Raw genomic sequence first — 18,506 nt, forward strand, 5'->3', positions numbered from 1 at the left:
ATGACCGGACCAAACCCGATCAGGGATCGCACTCTCTGGCTGACGGTGTTGGCGATCTGGTTGGCGCTGCGGTTTTACTGGCCGTTTCCGCAGCTTGTCTGGTGGCAGACGATGGGGCTGCTTTACGGCCTTCTGATGATTGGCGCGATTGTCATCATGGGTGGCAAGCTGCGCTATGTCTTTGATGCCGAGGACAAGATTTACGCCGATAGCACGGGCGGCTGGCACTGGCGGCGCAGCTGGATCATATTGCCGGTTCTGGCAGCGATCTGGATATTGGTGCTTGGACTGACTGCCATGACCGGCACGTTCCATGTGGACCCCGCGCGATTTGATATCCTGCTGATGGTCTTTGCCACGCAGGTTTTCATGGTGGGGCTGGGTGAGGAGCTTTTCTTTCGCGAGGCGGGGATCAAGGCATCAGCTGGTAATCCGATATGGCTTTTCGTTTTTGCGGTGGGACTGTTTGGGGCGATCCATTGGCAGGGTGGTGTCTTTGCCATTCTGGTCGCGGTGGGGCTGGGTGCGGTCTATCTGGCGACCCGTCTGGCAGGCGTGCCAATTCTGATAGTGGCTCTGATGCACGGCATCAATAACACGGTGTCGCGCTATGTCATCTGGTTGGATATCAGCAATCAGGTCGTCTACGCCGTGCTTTTCGTCCTGGGCTGTTTTGCTTTGGCGGCGGCCATTGTGGCGCTCGCGGGTGTGTATGAGCGCAGGCGCGGGCCCTAGGCCGCAGCGATCGCCTGTCCTGCGGCCCAACCCGACGACCATGCCCACTGGAAATTGTAACCGCCTAGCCAGCCTGTCACATCAACACATTCCCCGATGAAATAAAGGCCGGGCACGGCTTTGGCTTCCATAGTTTTGGATGACAGCGCGTCGGTATCCACGCCGCCCAATGTCACCTCGGCGGTGCGATACCCTTCGGACCCTGACGGCAGCAGCGGCCAGTGTGACAGCGCATCACAGATGGCGCGCAGGCGGGTATCCGACTGGTCGGCGATATTGCCTTGGAGTGAAAGGTCATCGGCAAGGAAGTCGACCAAGCGTGCGGGAAGGTGCTGCGACAGGATGCTCGTCAGCCGTTTCCGGCCTGCCTCGCGACGGGCGGTCTGCAAATGCAACAACAGGTCTGTCGCGGGGATCAGGTTGACCGCGATCTCTTGGCCTTCGTGCCAGTAGGACGAGGCTTGTAGGACCGCAGGGCCGGACAGGCCACGGTGGGTGAAGAGAAGCGCCTCATCAAAGCTGGTGTCATCTGCCGTCACGCGGGCGGGCAGGGCGGTGCCAGCCAGCGGCTTGAACCTGTCATCGCTGAATGTCAGCGGCACAAGGCCTGCGCGCGTGGGGATGACAGGCAGGTCAAACTGCGCTGCAATCTGATAGGCAAAACCCGTGGCGCCCATCTTGGGAATGGATTTGCCACCACATGCCACGACCAGATTGCGGGCTGTGATCGCCGTGTCGCGCCCGTCGCGGGTCAGTGTGGCGGCAAAGCCTGTGTCTGTTTTGGTGATATCGCGGATTGCGGTTTGCAACATCAGCTGTGCGCCAGCGCGATCCATCTCGGCGCGCAGCATGGCAATGATATCCTTGGCGGATGTGTCACAGAAAAGCTGGCCCAGCGTTTTTTCGTGATAAGGGATGCCGTGCTCGGTCACGAGGCTGATGAAATCCCACTGCGTATAGCGTTTCAGGGCGGATTTCGCGAAATGCGGATTTTGTGACAGGAATTGCGTCGGCGTGCAGCCTGTGTTGGTGAAATTACAGCGGCCACCGCCGGAAATGCGGATCTTTTCACCGGCAGCCTTTGCGTGATCAATGACCAGCGTATTTGGTCCGGCGTGGGCCGCGCACATCATGCCTGCGGCACCTGCGCCAATGATAAGTGTGTTGACCTGCATGGCGCTGATATGGCGGGTGGTGTGGCTCTTGCCAAGAGCGGGATGCCTCCGGCGGGAGTTGTTTTGGCCAAATGAAGTCGGAGCGCACCCGCAATTTCAGGTAGAAAAGTGCGTAAAGGCGCGTTAAGGTGCGACTTAGACCCGGCAAACGGGCGACCCGAGGCAGTATGAGCGATACCCCATGACAGAGATGGTCTATGGCACGGTTCCCGTGCAATCCGTCGATCCGGTTTTACCCCGTTGGTGGCGCACCATCGACAAATGGACGATGTCTTGCATCTTTGTGCTGTTCGGCATCGGCATGCTGCTGGGGCTGGCGTCATCGCCACCGCTGGCGGCACGCAACGGGCTTGAGCCGTTCCACTATGTGACGCGGCAAGCTGTCTTTGGCAGCATGGCGATGATTGCGATGATTGCCGTGTCGATGATGTCGCCTCAGTTGGTTAGACGTTTGGCGGTGCTTGCCTTTATTGCAGCTTTCATCGCGTTGGCAGGGTTGCCGTTTTTCGGCACGGATTTTGGCAAAGGTGCCGTGCGCTGGTATTCGCTGGGCTTTGCATCTGTGCAGCCGTCCGAGTTTTTGAAGCCCGCGTTTGTTGTGGCCGCCGCATGGTTGCTGGCCGCTGGACAAGAGGTGGGTGGCCCGCCGGGCAAGACGTATTCATTTATTCTGGTCGTCATCATTGTGGCGTTTCTGGCATTGCAGCCAGACTTTGGTCAGGCCGCACTGGTGCTCTTTGCATGGGGTGTAATGTACTTTGTCGGCGGTGCGCCGATGATCCTGCTGCTGACCATCGCGGGCATGGTCGTGGCGGGCGGCTGGTTTGCTTACGGCAATTCGGAACACTTCGCGCGGCGCATCGATGGCTTTCTGTCGCCCGATCTGGACCCGCGCACGCAGCTTGGCTACGCCACCAACGCGATCCGCGAGGGCGGTTTTTTCGGCGTGGGCGTAGGCGAGGGGCAGGTGAAATGGTCGCTGCCGGATGCGCACACCGATTTTATTATCGCCGTTGCTGCCGAAGAATACGGTCTGATCTGTGTGATCGCGATTATCGCGCTTTATACGGTGATCGTTGTGCGGTCCCTGACACGTCTGATGAAAGAACGTGATCTGTTTACTCGTCTGGCTGGCACCGGACTGGCCTGTGCGTTTGGCGTGCAGGCGATGATCAATATGGGCGTGGCGGTGCGGTTGCTGCCAGCAAAGGGCATGACGCTGCCGTTTGTATCCTACGGTGGATCGTCGCTGATTGCGGGCGGGATCGCGGTTGGCATGTTGCTGGCGCTGACCCGCACACGGCCACAGGGCGAGATTGGCGATATCCTGATGCGGCGGGGGCGGTAACATGGCCCCGCTTTTGATCATCGCGGCAGGCGGCACCGGCGGGCACATGTTCCCCGCGCAGGCGCTGGCCGAAGTGATGCTGGAAAAAGGCTGGCGGGTGCGCCTGTCCACGGACGCACGCGGCGCACGCTATACCGGCGGTTTTCCCGACGCGGTTGAGGTGATGACGGTAGGCTCGGCCACTTTCGCGCGTGGTGGCATTGTTCAAAAGCTGGCCGTGCCGTTTCGCATAATCGGCGGCAGTGTCGCGGCCACATGGCGGATGCTGCGTGACAGACCTGCGGTTGTCGTGGGCTTCGGCGGATACCCCGCGATCCCTGCAATGACGGCTGCGTGGACTTTGCGGGTGCCACGGATGATCCATGAACAAAACGGCGTGTTGGGGCGGGTGAACCAGCTTTTCGCCAAGCGCGTCGATCAGGTGGCGTGTGGCACATGGCCCACGGAACTGCCTGACGGGATTGAAGGTATCCACACCGGTAACCCTGTGCGGGCGGCGGTGCTTGATCGTGCGGCGGCGGCCTATATTCCGCCGGACGACTATCCGATGTCGATCCTTGTGATGGGCGGCTCTCAGGGGGCGCGCATCCTGTCAGATGTTGTTCCGCCCGCGATCTCGAACCTGCCCACGCCGATCCGCAAACATATCCGTGTCAGTCATCAGGCCCGCGAGGAAGATATCGAACGGGTGGCTAAATTTTACGCCGACGAAGGTATTCCGGCGGATGTGCAGACCTTCTTTACCGATGTGCCCGAACGCATGGCCGAAGCGCAGCTTGTTATCGCACGCTCCGGTGCGTCTACCGTGGCGGATGTCAGCGTGATCGGACGCCCCGCGATCTGGGTGCCGCTGGCGCAGGCGATCCGTGATGAGCAGACCGCCAACGCCCGCCAACTGGTCGAGGCGGGAGCTGCAAAGATCATGCCGGAAACGGTGTTCGAGGTGGACGCGCTTTCGGCAGAGATCGAAACCATACTGTCCGATCCCGCAGCGGCCCTAGCCATGGCGCAGGCGGCATTGGCGTGCAGTGTTCCTGATGCAACGATGCGATTGGTGGCGCTTGTCGAAGGGCTTGCGAACGACAGCAAACAGATGGAAGAGGCAGACACACAATGATGGACGGGACCTTTGAAATGAACGCTGCAGCAACCAAACTTCCGCTTGATGTTGGACCGATCCATTTTGTCGGGATTGGCGGTATCGGCATGTCGGGTATCGCAGAGGTGCTGCTGAATCACGGCTATATCGTGCAGGGGTCCGACCTGAAATCATCACCGATCACCGAACGACTGAAATCGCTTGGTGCTACGATCTTTGAAGGGCAGCGTGCCGAGAACCTTGAGGGGGCAGAGGTGATTGTCATCTCCTCGGCCATCAAACCAGGCAATCCCGAACTGGATCAGGCCCGCACACGCGGTATGCCTGTTGTGCGCCGTGCAGAGATGCTGGCCGAACTGATGCGTCTGAAATCCAATGTCGCTGTCGCCGGAACGCACGGCAAGACGACGACCACAACTATGGTTGCGGCCTTGCTGGATGAGGGCGGGATCGACCCTACAGTCATCAATGGCGGTATCATCCACGCCTACGGCTCCAACGCGCGGATGGGGCAGGGCGAATGGATGGTAGTCGAGGCCGACGAGAGCGACGGCACATTCAACCGCTTGCCAGCAACCATCGCGATTGTGACCAACATTGACCCCGAGCATATGGAACACTGGGGCACGATCGAGAATTTGCGCGCGGGTTTTCTTGATTTTGTGTCCAACATTCCGTTTTACGGGCTGGCCGTGTGCTGCACCGATAATGGCGAGGTGCAAAGCCTTGTGGGTAAGATCACAGATCGCCGCGTGCGAACCTACGGGTTCAATGCGCAGGCCGATGTGCGTGCGATCAACCTGACATACAAGGCAGGCGTGGCGCATTTTGACGTTCACCTGCAGTCCGAAGATGTGATGATCGAGGATTGCGAATTGCCGATGCCGGGTGATCACAACGTGTCGAATGCGCTGTCCGCCGTGGCTGTGGCACGCCACCTGGGCATGAAGGCCGCGGAAATTCGCGCCGCGCTGAAATCTTTTGGCGGCGTCAATCGTCGGTTTACGAAAGTCGCCGAAGTTGATGGCGTGACGATTATTGATGACTATGGCCACCATCCGGTTGAAATCACTGCCGTGCTTAAGGCCGCGCGTCAGGCCACCGAAGGCCGCGTGATCGCTGTGCACCAGCCGCACCGCTTTACCCGCCTGAATCATCATTTTGCCGAATTTTGCGCCTGCTTTAATGATGCAGATGTCGTTGGCATCGCCGAGGTATTTGCCGCTGGCGAAGAGCCCATCGAAGGCGCGTCCCACGTTGATCTGGTTCACGGTCTGATCCAGCACGGCCACCGCCACGCCCGCGTGATTTCTGATGAAAGCGATCTTGCACGACTGGTCAAGGAACAAGCCCGTCCGGGCGATATGGTTGTCTGTCTTGGCGCTGGTACGATCTCGGCATGGGCCAATGCCTTGCCAGAAAAGCTGGCCAAGTGAGCGGGTCGATCATCTTTGGCGCGCTGTGGGTGGTGGCCTCGGCGATTGTCGCGTTTCTGCCGATGCAGCGGCAGTATGTGCCCGGCATTGCGCTGCTCTGTCTGGCGCCGGTGCTGATTGTCTGGCTTGGCATTGATCACGGGTGGCTGGTCGGGCTTGCTGCGACGGCTGCCTTTGTGTCCATGTTCCGCAATCCATTGATCTATATCTACCGCCGCCTTGCCGGCCAGAACCCAGAGGTCCCCAAATGACCCTTTCGCTGATTGCCGCTTGTATCTGGATCGTGCTGGCCGCCGTGTTGGCGATGCTGCCCTCGAATGACGATCTGTGGCGTCGCGCATATTTCCTGATCGCGATTGGTGTGCCGCTGGTGGGGTGGGTCACTTATGAAAACGGCCCGTGGATCGGCATGGCCGTGCTGGCGGCAGGCATGTCGTTCCTGCGCTGGCCGATGCTGTATCTGGGGCGTTGGGTCAAACGCCAGATTGTGCGCGGCTGATGCAAAGCTGGGCTGACATCGGTGTTTTGGCGGTGATGCTGGTCGCGGGCTTTGTGCCGTTCATCATTTTGTGCCGTCTGATGCTGGGCGGCAAAACCGGCCTTGCATTGACGGTTCTGGCGCTGCTTGGCGCGGCGCTCGCTCTGACGATCTATTCGGTAACGGTGCCACTGGGCCTGAGCCCGATGACGTCGATCCTGTTGGGGCAGCTTGTGCTGACCCCTGCGCTGATCGGCGCCTGTGCGGGCATATTGCTTGGCTGGCTGATTTATCGCCGCCGCAATCCGCGTCAGGATTGATGCGCACTGCGGGGGTATCCAAACCGATCCGCACCCTTGCCGTTTGCACGTCCGCTGACTATCGGTAGCGCACCTATGCAGAGCGGCGAAAGGCACATACCATGATTGATACGCTTCCCGACGTGCGCGGCACGCTGACGCCCGCCCGCGAGCTGGCCGATCTGACATGGATGCGCGTGGGAGGCCCCGCCGAGGTGTTGTTCCAGCCCGCCGACATTGATGATCTGTCCGCTTTTCTGGCGGCACTTGACGTAAACGTGCCTGTATTTCCGATGGGTGTTGGTTCAAACCTGATTGTGCGTGATGGCGGGATCAAGGGTGTGGTGATCCGGCTTGGGCGCGGGTTCAACCAGATTGCAATCGACGGGCAGACAGTCACGGCAGGGGCGGCGGCGTTGGATGCGCACGTGGCGCGCAAGGCGGCGGCAGAGGGTGTGAACCTGACGTTCTTGCGCACGATCCCCGGCACGATTGGCGGTGCTGTGCGGATGAACGCGGGCTGCTACGGTGATTACATGGCGGACGTATTGCAATCAGTGCAGGTTGTGATGCGCGACGGCACAGTGCAGCAGATCGTTGCCGCTGACCTGCAACTGGCCTATCGCAGCAGCGTTTTGCCGGACGGCGCGATCATCACAGGCGCGGTGCTGAAAGGCCCGGCAGAGGACGCAGCTGTGCTGGAACAGCGTATGACGGATCAACTGGCCAAACGCGACGAGACGCAACCGACGAAGGACCGCACGGCAGGCTCTACGTTCCGCAATCCCGCCGGTTATTCCAGCACGGGGCAGGCGGACGACACGCATGATCTTAAGGCGTGGAAGGTCATAGATGATGCGGGCATGCGCGGGGCCACACGCGGTGGTGCTGTGATGAATACCAAACACTCCAACTTTCTGACCAACGCGGGCGGTGCCACGGCAGCCGACCTTGAAGATTTGGGCGAAGAGGTGCGGAAAAAGGTTTACGATTCCAGTCAGATCACGCTAGAATGGGAAATTATGCGCGTAGGTGTCCGCAAGGGCTGACGTTGCGCAAACAAGGCCCGCAAACGGGCCACGATCCGAGGCAAGGATCACATAACAAATGACGGGGCAGCAAGCCTCGCGAATTAGGCGGTGGGTTATGTCGAGCAGGGCAAACCCGAAAGTGGTTGTTTTGATGGGTGGTCCATCGGCGGAGCGGGACGTTTCGCTGAGCACGGGCGCCGAATGTGCAGCGGCTTTGCGGGTATCAGGATGTGACGTGATTGAGATGGACGCAGGTCAGCAGACCAGCGCCGATCTTGCCGTGCACCTGCAAGAGATTGCCCCAGACGCTGTTTTCAACGCGCTTCACGGACGCTGGGGTGAGGATGGTTGCGTGCAGGGCATGCTGGAGTGGCTGCGCATCCCATACACCCATTCGGGTGTGCTGGCCTCGGCGCTGACCATGGACAAGCAGCGCACCAAAGAAGTTTATCAGGCCCACGGTCTGCCATTCGTCAAATCGGTGATTGCCAGCGCAGACGACGTGAAAGCGGATCACGTCATGACGCCGCCCTATGTCGTGAAACCTTTTAACGAAGGGTCATCCGTCGGCATCTATATCGTCAATGATACGGCCAACGGACCGCCCAAACTGGCCGATGATATGCCTGCTCAGGTAATGGTTGAAACCTATGCGCCGGGGCGCGAACTGACGACAGCTGTGATGGGTGATCGTGCGCTGACGGTGACGGATATCATTGTGGATGGCTGGTATGACTATGCTGCCAAATACGAAGAGGGAGGTTCGCGCCACGTGATCCCTGCTGACATTCCCCAAGACATTTTCGATGCCTGCAAGGATTACGCCTTGCGCGCGCATCAGGCGCTGGGCTGCCGTGGCATGAGCCGCACCGATTTTCGCTGGGATGAAAGCCGCGGGCTTGAGGGTTTGATCCTGCTCGAAACGAATACACAGCCCGGCATGACACCCACGTCGCTTGCCCCTGAACAAGCCGACCACTGTGGGATCAGCTTTCCCGACCTGTGTCGCTGGCTGGTGGAGGACGCATCATGCGATCGTTGATGGGCCAGCGCCGTGCGCGCAATTTCCGCGACCCTGCGCCTTCGAAGTGGGGCTATCGCTATCAGCGGCTGATGCTGACACCCGGTTTTCGCGGGGCTGTACGGATTGGCGTGCCTTTGGCGCTGATTGCGATTATCGGCACCACCTGGCTGTCGCGTGACAGCAATCGCGAAATGGTCACGGCCAAGATCGCCGATATCAAGGCAAGCCTTCAGCAACGGCCAGAGTTCATGATCACCGAAATGAAGGTGACAGGGGGCGACCTGCAAATTGCCACGGATGTGGCCACGGTATTGCCGCTGGAATTTCCGCTGTCATCCTTTGATCTGGATATGGAAGCGGTGCGCAACACGGTTGAGGATCTTTACGCCGTCGAAAGCGCCCGCGTGCGTGTGGGCGAGGGCGGTGCACTTGATATCAATGTCACGCCACGTGTGCCTGTCGCCATTTGGCGGGATGGTGAAACGCTGCGTTTGATTGACGCCGACGGCGTGTTCTCGGGCATTATCGACACGCGCGCTGTGCGCCGTGATCTGCCGCTGATTGCGGGTGACGGGGCCGAGCAGCACATTAACGAGGCGTTGGTGCTTTTCACCACGGCCCGTCCTGTTGGTGATCGCGTGCGCGGACTTGTGCGGATGGGCGAACGCCGCTGGGATATGGTCATGGACCGTGGGCAGCGCATCTTGCTGCCCGAAAACGCGCCGATTGCTGCGCTGGACCGGGTGATCGCCTTGCAGCAGGCCCAAGACCTTTTGGCCCGCGACGTGGCCACGATTGATATGCGAAACGCCAACAGGCCAACAATAAAAATGACTGATGCGGCAGCCAACGCGCTGCGCCGTGTCAGCGACACTGGGGAATAGGATACGATGCGGGACCTTTATGAAAGCCAGCGCGCCATGCGCAACATGCGCAAAGCGGCGATGCAGCGCGGTGTGGTTGCCATTCTTGACGTTGGCACATCCAAGATCGCCTGCCTTGTGCTGCGCTTTGACGGGCCTGAGCGGTTCACCGATGCGGACGGTATCGGGTCAATGGCGGGGCAATCGTCTTTCCGCGTGATCGGTGCCGCGACCACGCGGTCGCGCGGGGTCCGCTTTGGCGAGGTTGACGCAATGCAGGAAACCGAACGTGCGATCCGCACGGCGGTGAACGCGGCGCAGAAGATGGCCAATGTGCGTGTCGATCACGTGATTGCTTGCCTGTCAGGCGCGCGGCCACGGTCGTATGGTCTGGATGGTGCGCTTGATATCGCAGGCGGCACGGTGACAGAGCAGGACATCGCACAGGTCATGGCGAACTGCGATGTGCCTGACTACGGCGCGGATCGTGACGTTCTGCACGCGCAACCTGTGAATTTTGCGCTGGACCATCGCTCTGGCATGGCCGACCCGCGTGGTCAGATCGGCAACAAGCTGACCACGGATATGCACATGCTGACGGTGGATAGTGTCGCGTTGCAGAACCTTTATTTCTGTATCAAGCGCTGTGATCTTGAACTCGCCGGTTTGGCGTCATCGGCCTATGTGTCCGGCGTGTCCTCGCTTGTCGAAGACGAGCAGGAACTAGGATCGGCCTGTATTGATCTAGGTGGCGGCTCCACCGGTATCTCGGTCTTTATGAAAAAACACATGATCTATGCCGATGCGGTGCGCATGGGCGGCGACCACGTCACGTCTGATATTTCGATGGGCCTGCAAGTGCCAATGGCCACAGCCGAACGGATCAAGACCTTCTACGGCGGCGTTGTTGCCACTGGCATGGATGACCGCGAGATGATTGAGATCGGCGGCGACACAGGCGATTGGGAACACGACCGCCGCACCGTCAGCCGTGCCGAGTTGATCGGCATTATGCGCCCGCGCGTTGAAGAAATTCTCGAAGAGGTGCGCGCCCGTCTGGACGCCGCCGGGTTCGAGCACCTGCCAAGCCAGCAGATCGTGTTGACGGGCGGTGCAAGCCAGATACCGGGGCTTGATGGGCTTGCATCCAAGATCTTGGGCTCTCAGGTCCGTTTGGGGCGTCCACTGCGTGTGCAGGGCCTTCCGCAAGCTGCCACAGGGCCGGCATTTTCCGGTGCAGTAGGCCTCACGCTTTTTGCCGCGAATCCCCAAGACGAATGGTGGGATTTCGAAATTCCGGCCGACAAATCATCGTCGCGGTCGTTCAAAAGGGCCGTGAAATGGTTCAAGGACAATTGGTAATACGCAAGATTTTGCCGAAACGCCGAAATCCGGCGGAATTGCTGCTAAATGCCCCCACATTTTGTGGGTAAATCGTGTTTTTTCCGTGACGTCTGGGCAACAGGCGTTTAGGATCGCACTAATTATTTACAGACTGCCCGGTGGGACGGGCCCATAACACAGGCGGACAGAGCAATGACATTGAACCTTTCCATTCCCGGTCAGGAAGAACTCAAGCCACGCATCACGGTGTTTGGCGTGGGTGGTGCCGGCGGCAACGCCGTCAACAACATGATCGAACAGCAATTGGACGGGGTCGAATTCGTCGTTGCCAACACAGACGCACAGGCGCTGCAGCAATCCCGGTCGGACGCGCGTATCCAGATGGGTATCAAAGTGACTGAAGGTCTGGGTGCCGGTGCGCGCGCAACCGTTGGTGCTGCAGCCGCTGAAGAAAGCATTGAACAGATCGTTGATCACCTTGCTGGCGCACACATGTGCTTCATCACTGCCGGTATGGGCGGTGGCACAGGCACAGGTGCGGCCCCGATCATTGCTCAGGCCGCACGCGAGCTTGGCGTTCTGACTGTTGGTGTTGTGACCAAGCCGTTCCAGTTTGAGGGCGGCAAGCGCATGAAGCAGGCCGATGATGGCATCGAGGCGCTGCAAAAGGTTGTTGATACACTGATCATCATCCCCAACCAGAACCTGTTCCGTCTGGCCAACGAAAACACCACATTCACCGAAGCCTTCGCACTGGCAGACGACGTTCTGTACCAAGGTGTGAAGGGTGTGACAGACCTGATGGTCCGTCCCGGCCTGATCAACCTCGACTTTGCCGACGTGCGCGCCGTGATGGACGAGATGGGCAAAGCCATGATGGGCACAGGCGAGGCAGAGGGCGATGATCGCGCTGTGCAGGCCGCTGAAAAGGCCATCGCGAACCCGCTTCTGGACGAGATTTCGCTGGAAGGTGCGCGTGGCGTGCTGATCAACATCACCGGTGGCTACGATCTGACACTGTTCGAACTGGACGAAGCCGCGAACAAGATCCGCGAAAAGGTCGATCCAGAGGCGAACATCATCGTGGGTTCCACGCTCGACACTGAAATGGGCGGCAAGATGCGCGTTTCTGTTGTTGCGACAGGGATCGACGCGATTGCAAAGCCTGCTGAAACACCCGTGCCACGCCGTTCCATGGCGCAGCCACTGACACAGCAGGTTCAGGCAGAAGAAACTGTTGCAGCGCCAGCACCTGCTTATGCCGCACCAGCCGCTGCTGTGGCTCAGCCAGCACCCGCGCCCGCGCCGGAGCCCTCACTGTTTGCGCAGATGGACGACGACCGCAGAGCGCCGCAGGTGGAAGACGACTTCGCTGACATGCACGCTGCCATCGAAGAGACAGACGATCTGCCACCACCGGCCTACCAGCCACGCGAAGAAGCACCTGTCGAGGCTGATTTTGTTGCACCACGCGCCGCAGCACCGGGCACACCATCCGAGGCCGCCATGCGCCGTCTGCAAGACGCTGTCAGCCGCAATGCTGATCGCGCCCCTGTTGAGCGTGTTGCCGTTGCCGAAGGCGAAAAGCCACGCATGTTCGGATCGCTGATCGGACGCATGACTGGTGCCGGTGCCGAGCCTCAACAGCCTGTTCGCCAGCCCCCACAGGTTCAGGCGCTGCACGAAGAGCAGGATGTGGACCCCGAGCAGGAGCGGATTGAAATCCCCGCATTCCTGCGTCGTCAGGCCAACTAAAAGCGTTACATCGGTGGCCCTGCGGGGCCATTTGACGCCACGTCGAGATCACGATCAAAGCCACCCTTCGGGGTGGCTTTTTCTTTTGCATCAAGGGGTTAGAGATACTGCTGACGTATTGTGACAGAATAGGCGTCGGTTGTTTCAGTCGGTTACAAAGCGTGAATTGAGACACTGCCCCCCACGCCTTAAATACTGAACACCAAGTTAACAAAGGCCGACATCCGTGCAGACGACCCTGAAAACACCTGTGACATTCGAAGGCACCGGCCTTCACACCGGCGCATCCGTGCGACTGGTTGTGAAACCTGCGGCTGGTCACACCGGTATTGTTTTCCAGCGCACCGATCTGGGCAATGCGCAGATTGCAGCGTTGTGGCACAATGTCGAAGTGACGCCGCTCAACACGCGCCTGCAAAACGGGCAGGGTGTGACGGTTTCGACGATTGAACACCTGATGGCGGCGCTATCTGGGTGCGGTATTCATAACGCTTTGATCGAAATTGACGGGCCTGAAGTGCCGATCCTTGATGGTTCGGCTGCTACGTTCGTGCGGGCATTTGTTGCGGCAGGAGTTGCGCGGCTTGCGACTCCGTTGCGTGCCATCGAGATTTTGAAGGATGTTTCTGTCACACACGGTCCGGCACGCGCAGCACTTTCGCCCGCCACATCGCTTCAGATCGCGTTCGAGATTGATTTTGACGATGCGGCCATCGGACATCAGCAAAAGACGCTGAACATGGCGAACGGTTCGTTTGTTCGCGAGCTTTGCGACAGCCGCACTTTCTGCCGTCAGGCTGATGTGGATGCGATGCGGGCCAATGGTCTGGCACTGGGCGGCACGCTGGACAATGCGGTCGTTGTTGATGGTGATCGCGTTCTGACACCTGGTGGCCTGCGCCACGCAGACGAGGCCGTGCGCCACAAGATGCTTGATGCATTGGGTGATCTGGCCACAGCCGGTGCGCCAATCCTTGGCCGCTATACTGGTGAGCGGGCAGGGCACGCGATGACGAACCGCCTTTTGACGGCGCTGTTTGCGCAGCCTGATGCGTGGCGCTGGGTGAACTGCGATGCTGCAATTCTGGCCCGTTTGCCCGGTGTCGGGGTCAAAGCGGCTGACCTTGCACAAGTTGCCTGATCCGCGGATTGCGCGAAGTTGATCCGTGGATCGGCAAAAGGCATTTTGCACACCATTTTTCTATGCTAGACATCTGCCAATCGGGGCCAAAGCCCCCGACGAGCGGGGTGCAGACGTGCAGGGGCATCAGATGTCAGGCGTATTTACCATGAGACGCGGCAAGGTTCTTGTCGCCGCAGTGTCCTTGATGACGCTGGTTGCGTGTGGCGGATTTGATCCGCGCGCCGAAGGTGCATTAGAAGCCTATACCGCCCAACAGATTTTTGAACGTGGTGAGCTGGAACTGGAAACCGGTGATCCTGATGATGCCGCGTTCTACTTTGGCGAGATCGAGCGGCTTTACCCTTATTCCGAATACGCCAAGCGCGCCCTGATTATGCAGGCCTTCGCGTATCATCGCGACAAGAACTACCCCAACAGCCGCGCATCGGCGCAACGCTATCTTGATTTCTATCCTGCCGAGGAAGACGCCGCTTATGCTCAGTATTTGCTGGCGCTGTCTTACTACGACCAGATTGACGATATCGGCCGCGATCAGGGGCTGACCTTTCAGGCGCTGCAAGCATTGCGTGCCGTGATCGAGAACTACCCCGAAACCGATTATGCGCGGTCATCGATCCTGAAGTTTGATCTTGCATTTGACCATCTGGCCGCCAAGGAAATGGAAATCGGTCGGTATTACCTTAAGCGCGGGTTCTATGCGGCGGCGGTGAACCGGTTCCGCATCGTGGTCGAGGATTTCCAGACAACAACCCACACAGCCGAGGCGCTGCATCGCTTGGTCGAGGCGTATCTGTCGCTTGGCCTGACGGACGAGGCTCAAACGGCGGGCGCAATTCTTGGCTACAACTACCAGTCCACCGAATGGTATCAGGACAGCTTTGCCCTGTTGACCGGCCGCGGGCTTGAGGCGCGTTCGGCGGGCGATAACTGGCTGTCGTCGATCTACCGGCAGGTTGTGCGCGGCGAATGGCTTTGATCCACACGGGCCATTGATCCGATGCTGCGCGGGCTTGATATCAGGGATATGCTGATCATCGACCGGCTGGAACTTCAGTTTCAGCCTGGTTTGAATGTGCTGACCGGTGAAACCGGTGCGGGTAAATCGATCTTGCTGGATTCGCTGGGTTTCGTGCTGGGCTGGCGTGGACGTGCAGAGCTTGTGCGCGCCGGTGCCAAACAGGGCGAGGTCACCGCATGGTTTGATTTGCCGGAGGATCATCCGGGTCGGGCCGTTTTGGAAGAGGCAGGTATCACGGTCGAGGATGAGGTGATCTTGCGGCGCGTGAACACGGCTGATGGGCGCAAAACCGCTTGGATCAACGACAGACGCGCCAGCGGCGAGGTGCTTCGGGCGCTGTCGGAAACGCTGATTGAATTGCACGGACAGCACGATGATCGCGGACTTCTGAACCCGCGTGGGCACCGTATGATGCTCGATGACTACGCAGGACTGGCCGATGATCTGGCGGGCGTGCGGGCGGCGTGGAGCGCGGTGTCACAAGCTCGCAAGACGCTTGCGACAGCCCAGAAACGGCTGGCTGAAGTACAGGCCGAGGAAGACTACCTGCGCCATGCGGTTGGCGAGTTGGACAAGCTGATGCCGGAGCCAGGCGAAGAGGCGAAGCTGGATACGCAGCGACGCCTGATGCAGGGCGCCGAGAAGATCCGGAAGGATATTACAAAAGCCGCCGAAGCCCTTGGAAACATGGGCGCAGAAGGGCAGATGAACGATGCGGCCCGCTGGTTGATTGGCGTGGCCGACAAGGCCGAAGGACAGCTTGACGCGGCATTGGGTGCGATTGAACGGGCCGCTGTTGAGCTTAGCGATGCGCAAGACAGCGTCGAGGCGTGTTTGCAAAGTCTGTCGTTCAATCCGTCCGATCTTGAAGATGTTGAAGAGCGGCTGTTTGCGATCCGTGGTATGGCCCGCAAGCATGGTGTGCTGGCGGATGATCTGGGCGGTTTCGCGGACGGGTTGCGCGAACGGCTTGCCGCGCTGGATGGCGGCGTGGCGCAGATCGCCAAGCTGGAAGACGCGGTGAATAAGGCTGAGGGTGCCTATGCCACAAAGGCTCAAAGCTTGCGCAAGAAACGCCAAGCTGCCGCGAAAGACCTTGATCAGGCCATGGCGGCAGAGCTTGCCCCGCTGAAAATGGAACGCGCGGTGTTCGCGACCGTATTTGAAGAGGCTGAGGCGGGTCCCGACGGCATTGACGCGGTGGCCTTTACCGTTGCGACGAACCCCGGTGCACCTGCGGGCCCGCTGAACAAGATCGCATCGGGTGGTGAGCTAAGCCGCTTCTTGCTCGCTCTCAAGGTTTGCCTGACCGAAGGGGTTGGTGGGCTAACGATGATTTTCGACGAGATTGACCGTGGTGTCGGCGGTGCGACTGCCGATGCGGTGGGGCGCAGGCTTGCTTCGCTGGCAGATGGGGGGCAGGTTTTGGTGGTCACTCACTCCCCCCAGGTCGCGGCCTTTGGCGCGCATCACTGGCGGGTCGAAAAACGGCAGGACGACAATAGCACTATTTCAACCGTCGTGCCGCTGGATGCGCAAGATCGGGTCGATGAAATTGCACGAATGCTATCTGGCGACGTTGTGACCGATGCCGCGCGTGCCGCGGCACAAGCTCTGTTGGATGCGTAGCACTAGACCTGCCCAATAGGGCTTGGAGCAAGCGACCTGATGCCCTAGGACTAGGGGCGGGACAGGAAGGCGTGTGCGGATGGGATCATCTCTCAAATCGTGGCTGACGCAGGGCGCGGGGCAGGCAACGCGGCAATGCGCGACGGCTTTGCAGGTCCTGAAATCGCGCGGTCCCAGTCAAATCCAGTTCTGGTTCATCGCACTCGTGCTGGGCATCGCGGCTGGCGGCGCTGCAATCCTGTTCCGGTTGTTTGTCGAACGGCTTCAATCTCTGCTTTATGGCACCGAGGATGTCGCACGACTGCACAGTTTCGCGGCCAGTCTTGATTGGTGGGTGATCCTTTTATTGCCCATCGCGGGTGGTCTGACGGTTGGCATTCTGCTGGACAGGTTTACCAATGACGGGCGCGTGCGGTCTGTCGCCGAGGTGATCGAAGGGGCCGCCTTGAACGAAGGCCGGGTCGAGGTGCGCCGTGGTCTGGTGTCTGCCGTGGCCAGCATGATCACGCTCTCAACCGGGGGATCAAGTGGCCGCGAAGGGCCGGTGGTGCATCTGGGCGCGGTCCTGTCGACGATGGTTTGCCGCCTGATCAAGGCCAACGGCATCACTGGCCGCGACCTGCTTGGCTGTGCTGTGGCGGCGGCGGTGGCGGCCAGCTTCAATGCGCCCATTGCCGGTGCGCTTTTCGCGCTCGAAGTCATCTTGCGGCACTTCGCCGTGCATGCCTTTGCCCCGATAGTCATTGCCAGCGTTGCGGGCAGCGTATTAAGCCGCCTGACCTTTGGCGACGTGACCAACTTTGTCCTGCCGGTGCAGAACGCGCTGGAGTTTTACGCCGAATTGCCCGCGTTTTTGCTGTTGGGTCTGGTTTGCGGCTTTGTGGCTGTGGTGCTGATGCGCAGCATTTTCTGGGCCGATACGTTGGCGACCAACTTGCAGGCCCGCATGAACCTGCCGCGCGCCTTGCGGCCTGCGGTTGCGGGGGCCTTGCTGGGTATCATCGCGATCTGGTTCCCGCATATCATCGGGGTTGGCTATGAAACCACGTCAGCCGCGCTCACGGGTGGGCTGTTGTTTCACGAGGCGGTGACGTTCGCGATCCTCAAGGTAATCGCCGTGGCCATCACAATCGGTGGCCGGATGGGCGGGGGCGTGTTCTCTCCCTCACTGATGCTGGGCGCTTTGACCGGGCTGGCGTTTGGCGCTGTGGCTACATCATTATTCCCGACTATGTCAGGTGAGGGCACGCTTTATGCGCTGGCAGGTATGGGTGCTGTCGCTGCCGCCGTGCTGGGTGCGCCGATCTCGACCACCTTGATCGTGTTTGAGCTGACGGGAGACTGGCAGACGGGTCTGGCCGTTATGGTCGCCGTGTCGCTGTCGTCGGCGCTGTCATCGCGCATGGTGGACAGGTCGTTCTTCCTGACACAGTTGGAGCGGCGCAATGTGCACTTGGCTGCCGGTCCCCAAGCGTACCTGCTGGCGACCTTCCGCGTGGCAAACATCATGCGCCCCAAGGATGCGCGCAAAGCCGCCCCCGAAGACGAATGCTGGGACCTGATCCGCGAAGGCACCTATATCGATGGTAATGCCACGCTCGAGCAGGCCATGCCGGTGTTCGAGACAACAGGCCAAAGCTTTATCCCCGTTGTCACACTCGGCGACGAAAACGCGCCACCAGAGCTTTGGGGCGCGTTGTTTCAGGTGGATGCATTGCGGGCGATGAACCGCGCGATGGCCGCAACCGCAGCCGAAGAGCATTCGTAAGGCGCTACAGTTTTTCGACGGCGACCTTATTGGTGTAAAACGCCAGATGATCCTTGATCTGCGCGACCGCGTCTTTGGGGTCTTCATAGCTCCACGCGGCGTCTTTCAGTGGGCCGCTTTTGGCGACGATGGTGTAAAACGTGGCCGTGCCCTTATGGGGGCAGGTGGATGTCATGTCTGACGGGTCCAGAAACGCCGTCGCGAAGTCGTCGCGCGGGAAGTAGATGACAGGCGGCAGATTGCCCTCGACCAGTTCCAAAGCGTTGCTGCTTTCGCCCAAAACCGCGCCAGCCGCCCGCACAACCCATGTTCCGGGTGCAGGTGAGATTTTGATATAGTCGTCGGTCATTGGCGTTATCC

The 18,506-nt window shown here is 59.8% G+C and carries 18 protein-coding genes; 16 read left to right on the forward strand and 2 right to left on the reverse strand.

Going from position 1 to position 18,506, the window contains the following annotated elements; genetic code table 11:
* Complete coding sequence (locus V8J84_RS10885; protein WP_339930986.1) at positions 1-735, forward strand: CPBP family intramembrane glutamic endopeptidase; 735 nt, start codon at positions 1-3, stop codon at positions 733-735.
* Here V8J84_RS10885 and V8J84_RS10890 read toward each other — a convergent pair.
* Positions 732-1,910, reverse strand: coding sequence for an NAD(P)/FAD-dependent oxidoreductase (locus V8J84_RS10890; protein WP_339930988.1), 1,179 nt, complete (start codon positions 1,908-1,910; stop codon positions 732-734). The genes V8J84_RS10885 and V8J84_RS10890 overlap by 4 nt on opposite strands.
* 181 nt (positions 1,911-2,091) lie before the next feature.
* Here V8J84_RS10890 and ftsW point away from each other — a divergent pair, with 181 nt between their 5' ends.
* The 15 genes from ftsW (at position 2,092) to V8J84_RS10965 (ending at position 18,146) form a co-directional block, all read left to right on the forward strand.
* Entirely contained in the window at positions 2,092-3,258 is a 1,167-nt protein-coding gene (gene ftsW / locus V8J84_RS10895) for a putative lipid II flippase FtsW (protein ID WP_339930990.1), read from the forward strand.
* A 1-nt stretch (position 3,259) separates the two neighbouring features.
* Positions 3,260-4,375, forward strand: coding sequence for a UDP-N-acetylglucosamine--N-acetylmuramyl-(pentapeptide) pyrophosphoryl-undecaprenol N-acetylglucosamine transferase (locus tag V8J84_RS10900; protein ID WP_339930992.1), 1,116 nt, complete (start codon positions 3,260-3,262; stop codon positions 4,373-4,375).
* A 17-nt stretch (positions 4,376-4,392) separates the two neighbouring features.
* Entirely contained in the window at positions 4,393-5,793 is a 1,401-nt protein-coding gene (murC, locus tag V8J84_RS10905) for a UDP-N-acetylmuramate--L-alanine ligase (protein WP_339930994.1), read from the forward strand.
* The gene (locus V8J84_RS10910; protein WP_339930996.1) at positions 5,790-6,044 is read left to right on the forward strand and encodes a DUF2484 family protein; all 255 of its coding nucleotides are present in this window, start codon (positions 5,790-5,792) and stop codon (positions 6,042-6,044) included. Before murC ends, V8J84_RS10910 begins: the two co-directional genes overlap by 4 nt.
* A complete protein-coding gene (locus tag V8J84_RS10915; RefSeq protein WP_339930998.1) occupies positions 6,041-6,292 on the forward strand; it encodes a DUF2484 family protein in 252 nt (83 codons plus the stop codon). The genes V8J84_RS10910 and V8J84_RS10915 overlap by 4 nt, the downstream gene beginning before the upstream one ends.
* Complete coding sequence (locus V8J84_RS10920; protein ID WP_339931000.1) at positions 6,292-6,591, forward strand: UDP-N-acetylmuramate--alanine ligase; 300 nt, start codon at positions 6,292-6,294, stop codon at positions 6,589-6,591. The genes V8J84_RS10915 and V8J84_RS10920 overlap by 1 nt, the downstream gene beginning before the upstream one ends.
* 101 nt (positions 6,592-6,692) lie before the next feature.
* A complete protein-coding gene (gene murB / locus V8J84_RS10925; protein ID WP_339931006.1) occupies positions 6,693-7,619 on the forward strand; it encodes a UDP-N-acetylmuramate dehydrogenase in 927 nt (308 codons plus the stop codon).
* Between the two features lie 97 nt (positions 7,620-7,716).
* Positions 7,717-8,643 carry a D-alanine--D-alanine ligase gene (locus V8J84_RS10930; RefSeq protein WP_339931008.1) on the forward strand — a complete coding sequence of 309 codons (927 nt, stop codon included), beginning with the start codon at positions 7,717-7,719 and terminating at the stop codon, positions 8,641-8,643.
* A complete protein-coding gene (locus tag V8J84_RS10935; protein WP_339931010.1) occupies positions 8,631-9,509 on the forward strand; it encodes a cell division protein FtsQ/DivIB in 879 nt (292 codons plus the stop codon). The genes V8J84_RS10930 and V8J84_RS10935 overlap by 13 nt, the downstream gene beginning before the upstream one ends.
* Before the next feature lie 6 nt (positions 9,510-9,515).
* A complete protein-coding gene (gene ftsA, locus V8J84_RS10940; protein ID WP_339931012.1) occupies positions 9,516-10,850 on the forward strand; it encodes a cell division protein FtsA in 1,335 nt (444 codons plus the stop codon).
* A 174-nt stretch (positions 10,851-11,024) separates the two neighbouring features.
* Positions 11,025-12,587, forward strand: coding sequence for a cell division protein FtsZ (gene ftsZ, locus V8J84_RS10945; RefSeq protein WP_339931014.1), 1,563 nt, complete (start codon positions 11,025-11,027; stop codon positions 12,585-12,587).
* 226 nt (positions 12,588-12,813) lie between these two features.
* Positions 12,814-13,728, forward strand: a complete 915-nt coding sequence (lpxC, locus tag V8J84_RS10950) for a UDP-3-O-acyl-N-acetylglucosamine deacetylase (protein ID WP_339931016.1) — start codon at positions 12,814-12,816, stop codon at positions 13,726-13,728.
* Positions 13,729-13,876: 148 nt separating this feature from the next.
* Complete coding sequence (locus V8J84_RS10955) at positions 13,877-14,707, forward strand: outer membrane protein assembly factor BamD (protein WP_445285969.1); 831 nt, start codon at positions 13,877-13,879, stop codon at positions 14,705-14,707.
* 21 nt (positions 14,708-14,728) lie between these two features.
* On the forward strand, positions 14,729-16,378 hold the full coding sequence (gene recN, locus V8J84_RS10960) for a DNA repair protein RecN (RefSeq protein WP_339931020.1): 1,650 nt from the start codon (positions 14,729-14,731) through the stop codon (positions 16,376-16,378).
* Positions 16,379-16,457: 79 nt separating this feature from the next.
* Complete coding sequence (locus V8J84_RS10965; protein ID WP_339931022.1) at positions 16,458-18,146, forward strand: chloride channel protein; 1,689 nt, start codon at positions 16,458-16,460, stop codon at positions 18,144-18,146.
* A 4-nt stretch (positions 18,147-18,150) separates the two neighbouring features.
* Here V8J84_RS10965 and V8J84_RS10970 read toward each other — a convergent pair whose 3' ends face one another.
* Positions 18,151-18,495 carry a DUF427 domain-containing protein gene (locus tag V8J84_RS10970; RefSeq protein WP_339931024.1) on the reverse strand — a complete coding sequence of 115 codons (345 nt, stop codon included), beginning with the start codon at positions 18,493-18,495 and terminating at the stop codon, positions 18,151-18,153.
* Positions 18,496-18,506 lie beyond the last annotated feature (11 nt).

The sequence above is a fragment of the Yoonia sp. 208BN28-4 genome, from assembly GCF_037543925.1.
Taxonomy (GTDB): Bacteria; Pseudomonadota; Alphaproteobacteria; order Rhodobacterales; family Rhodobacteraceae; genus Yoonia.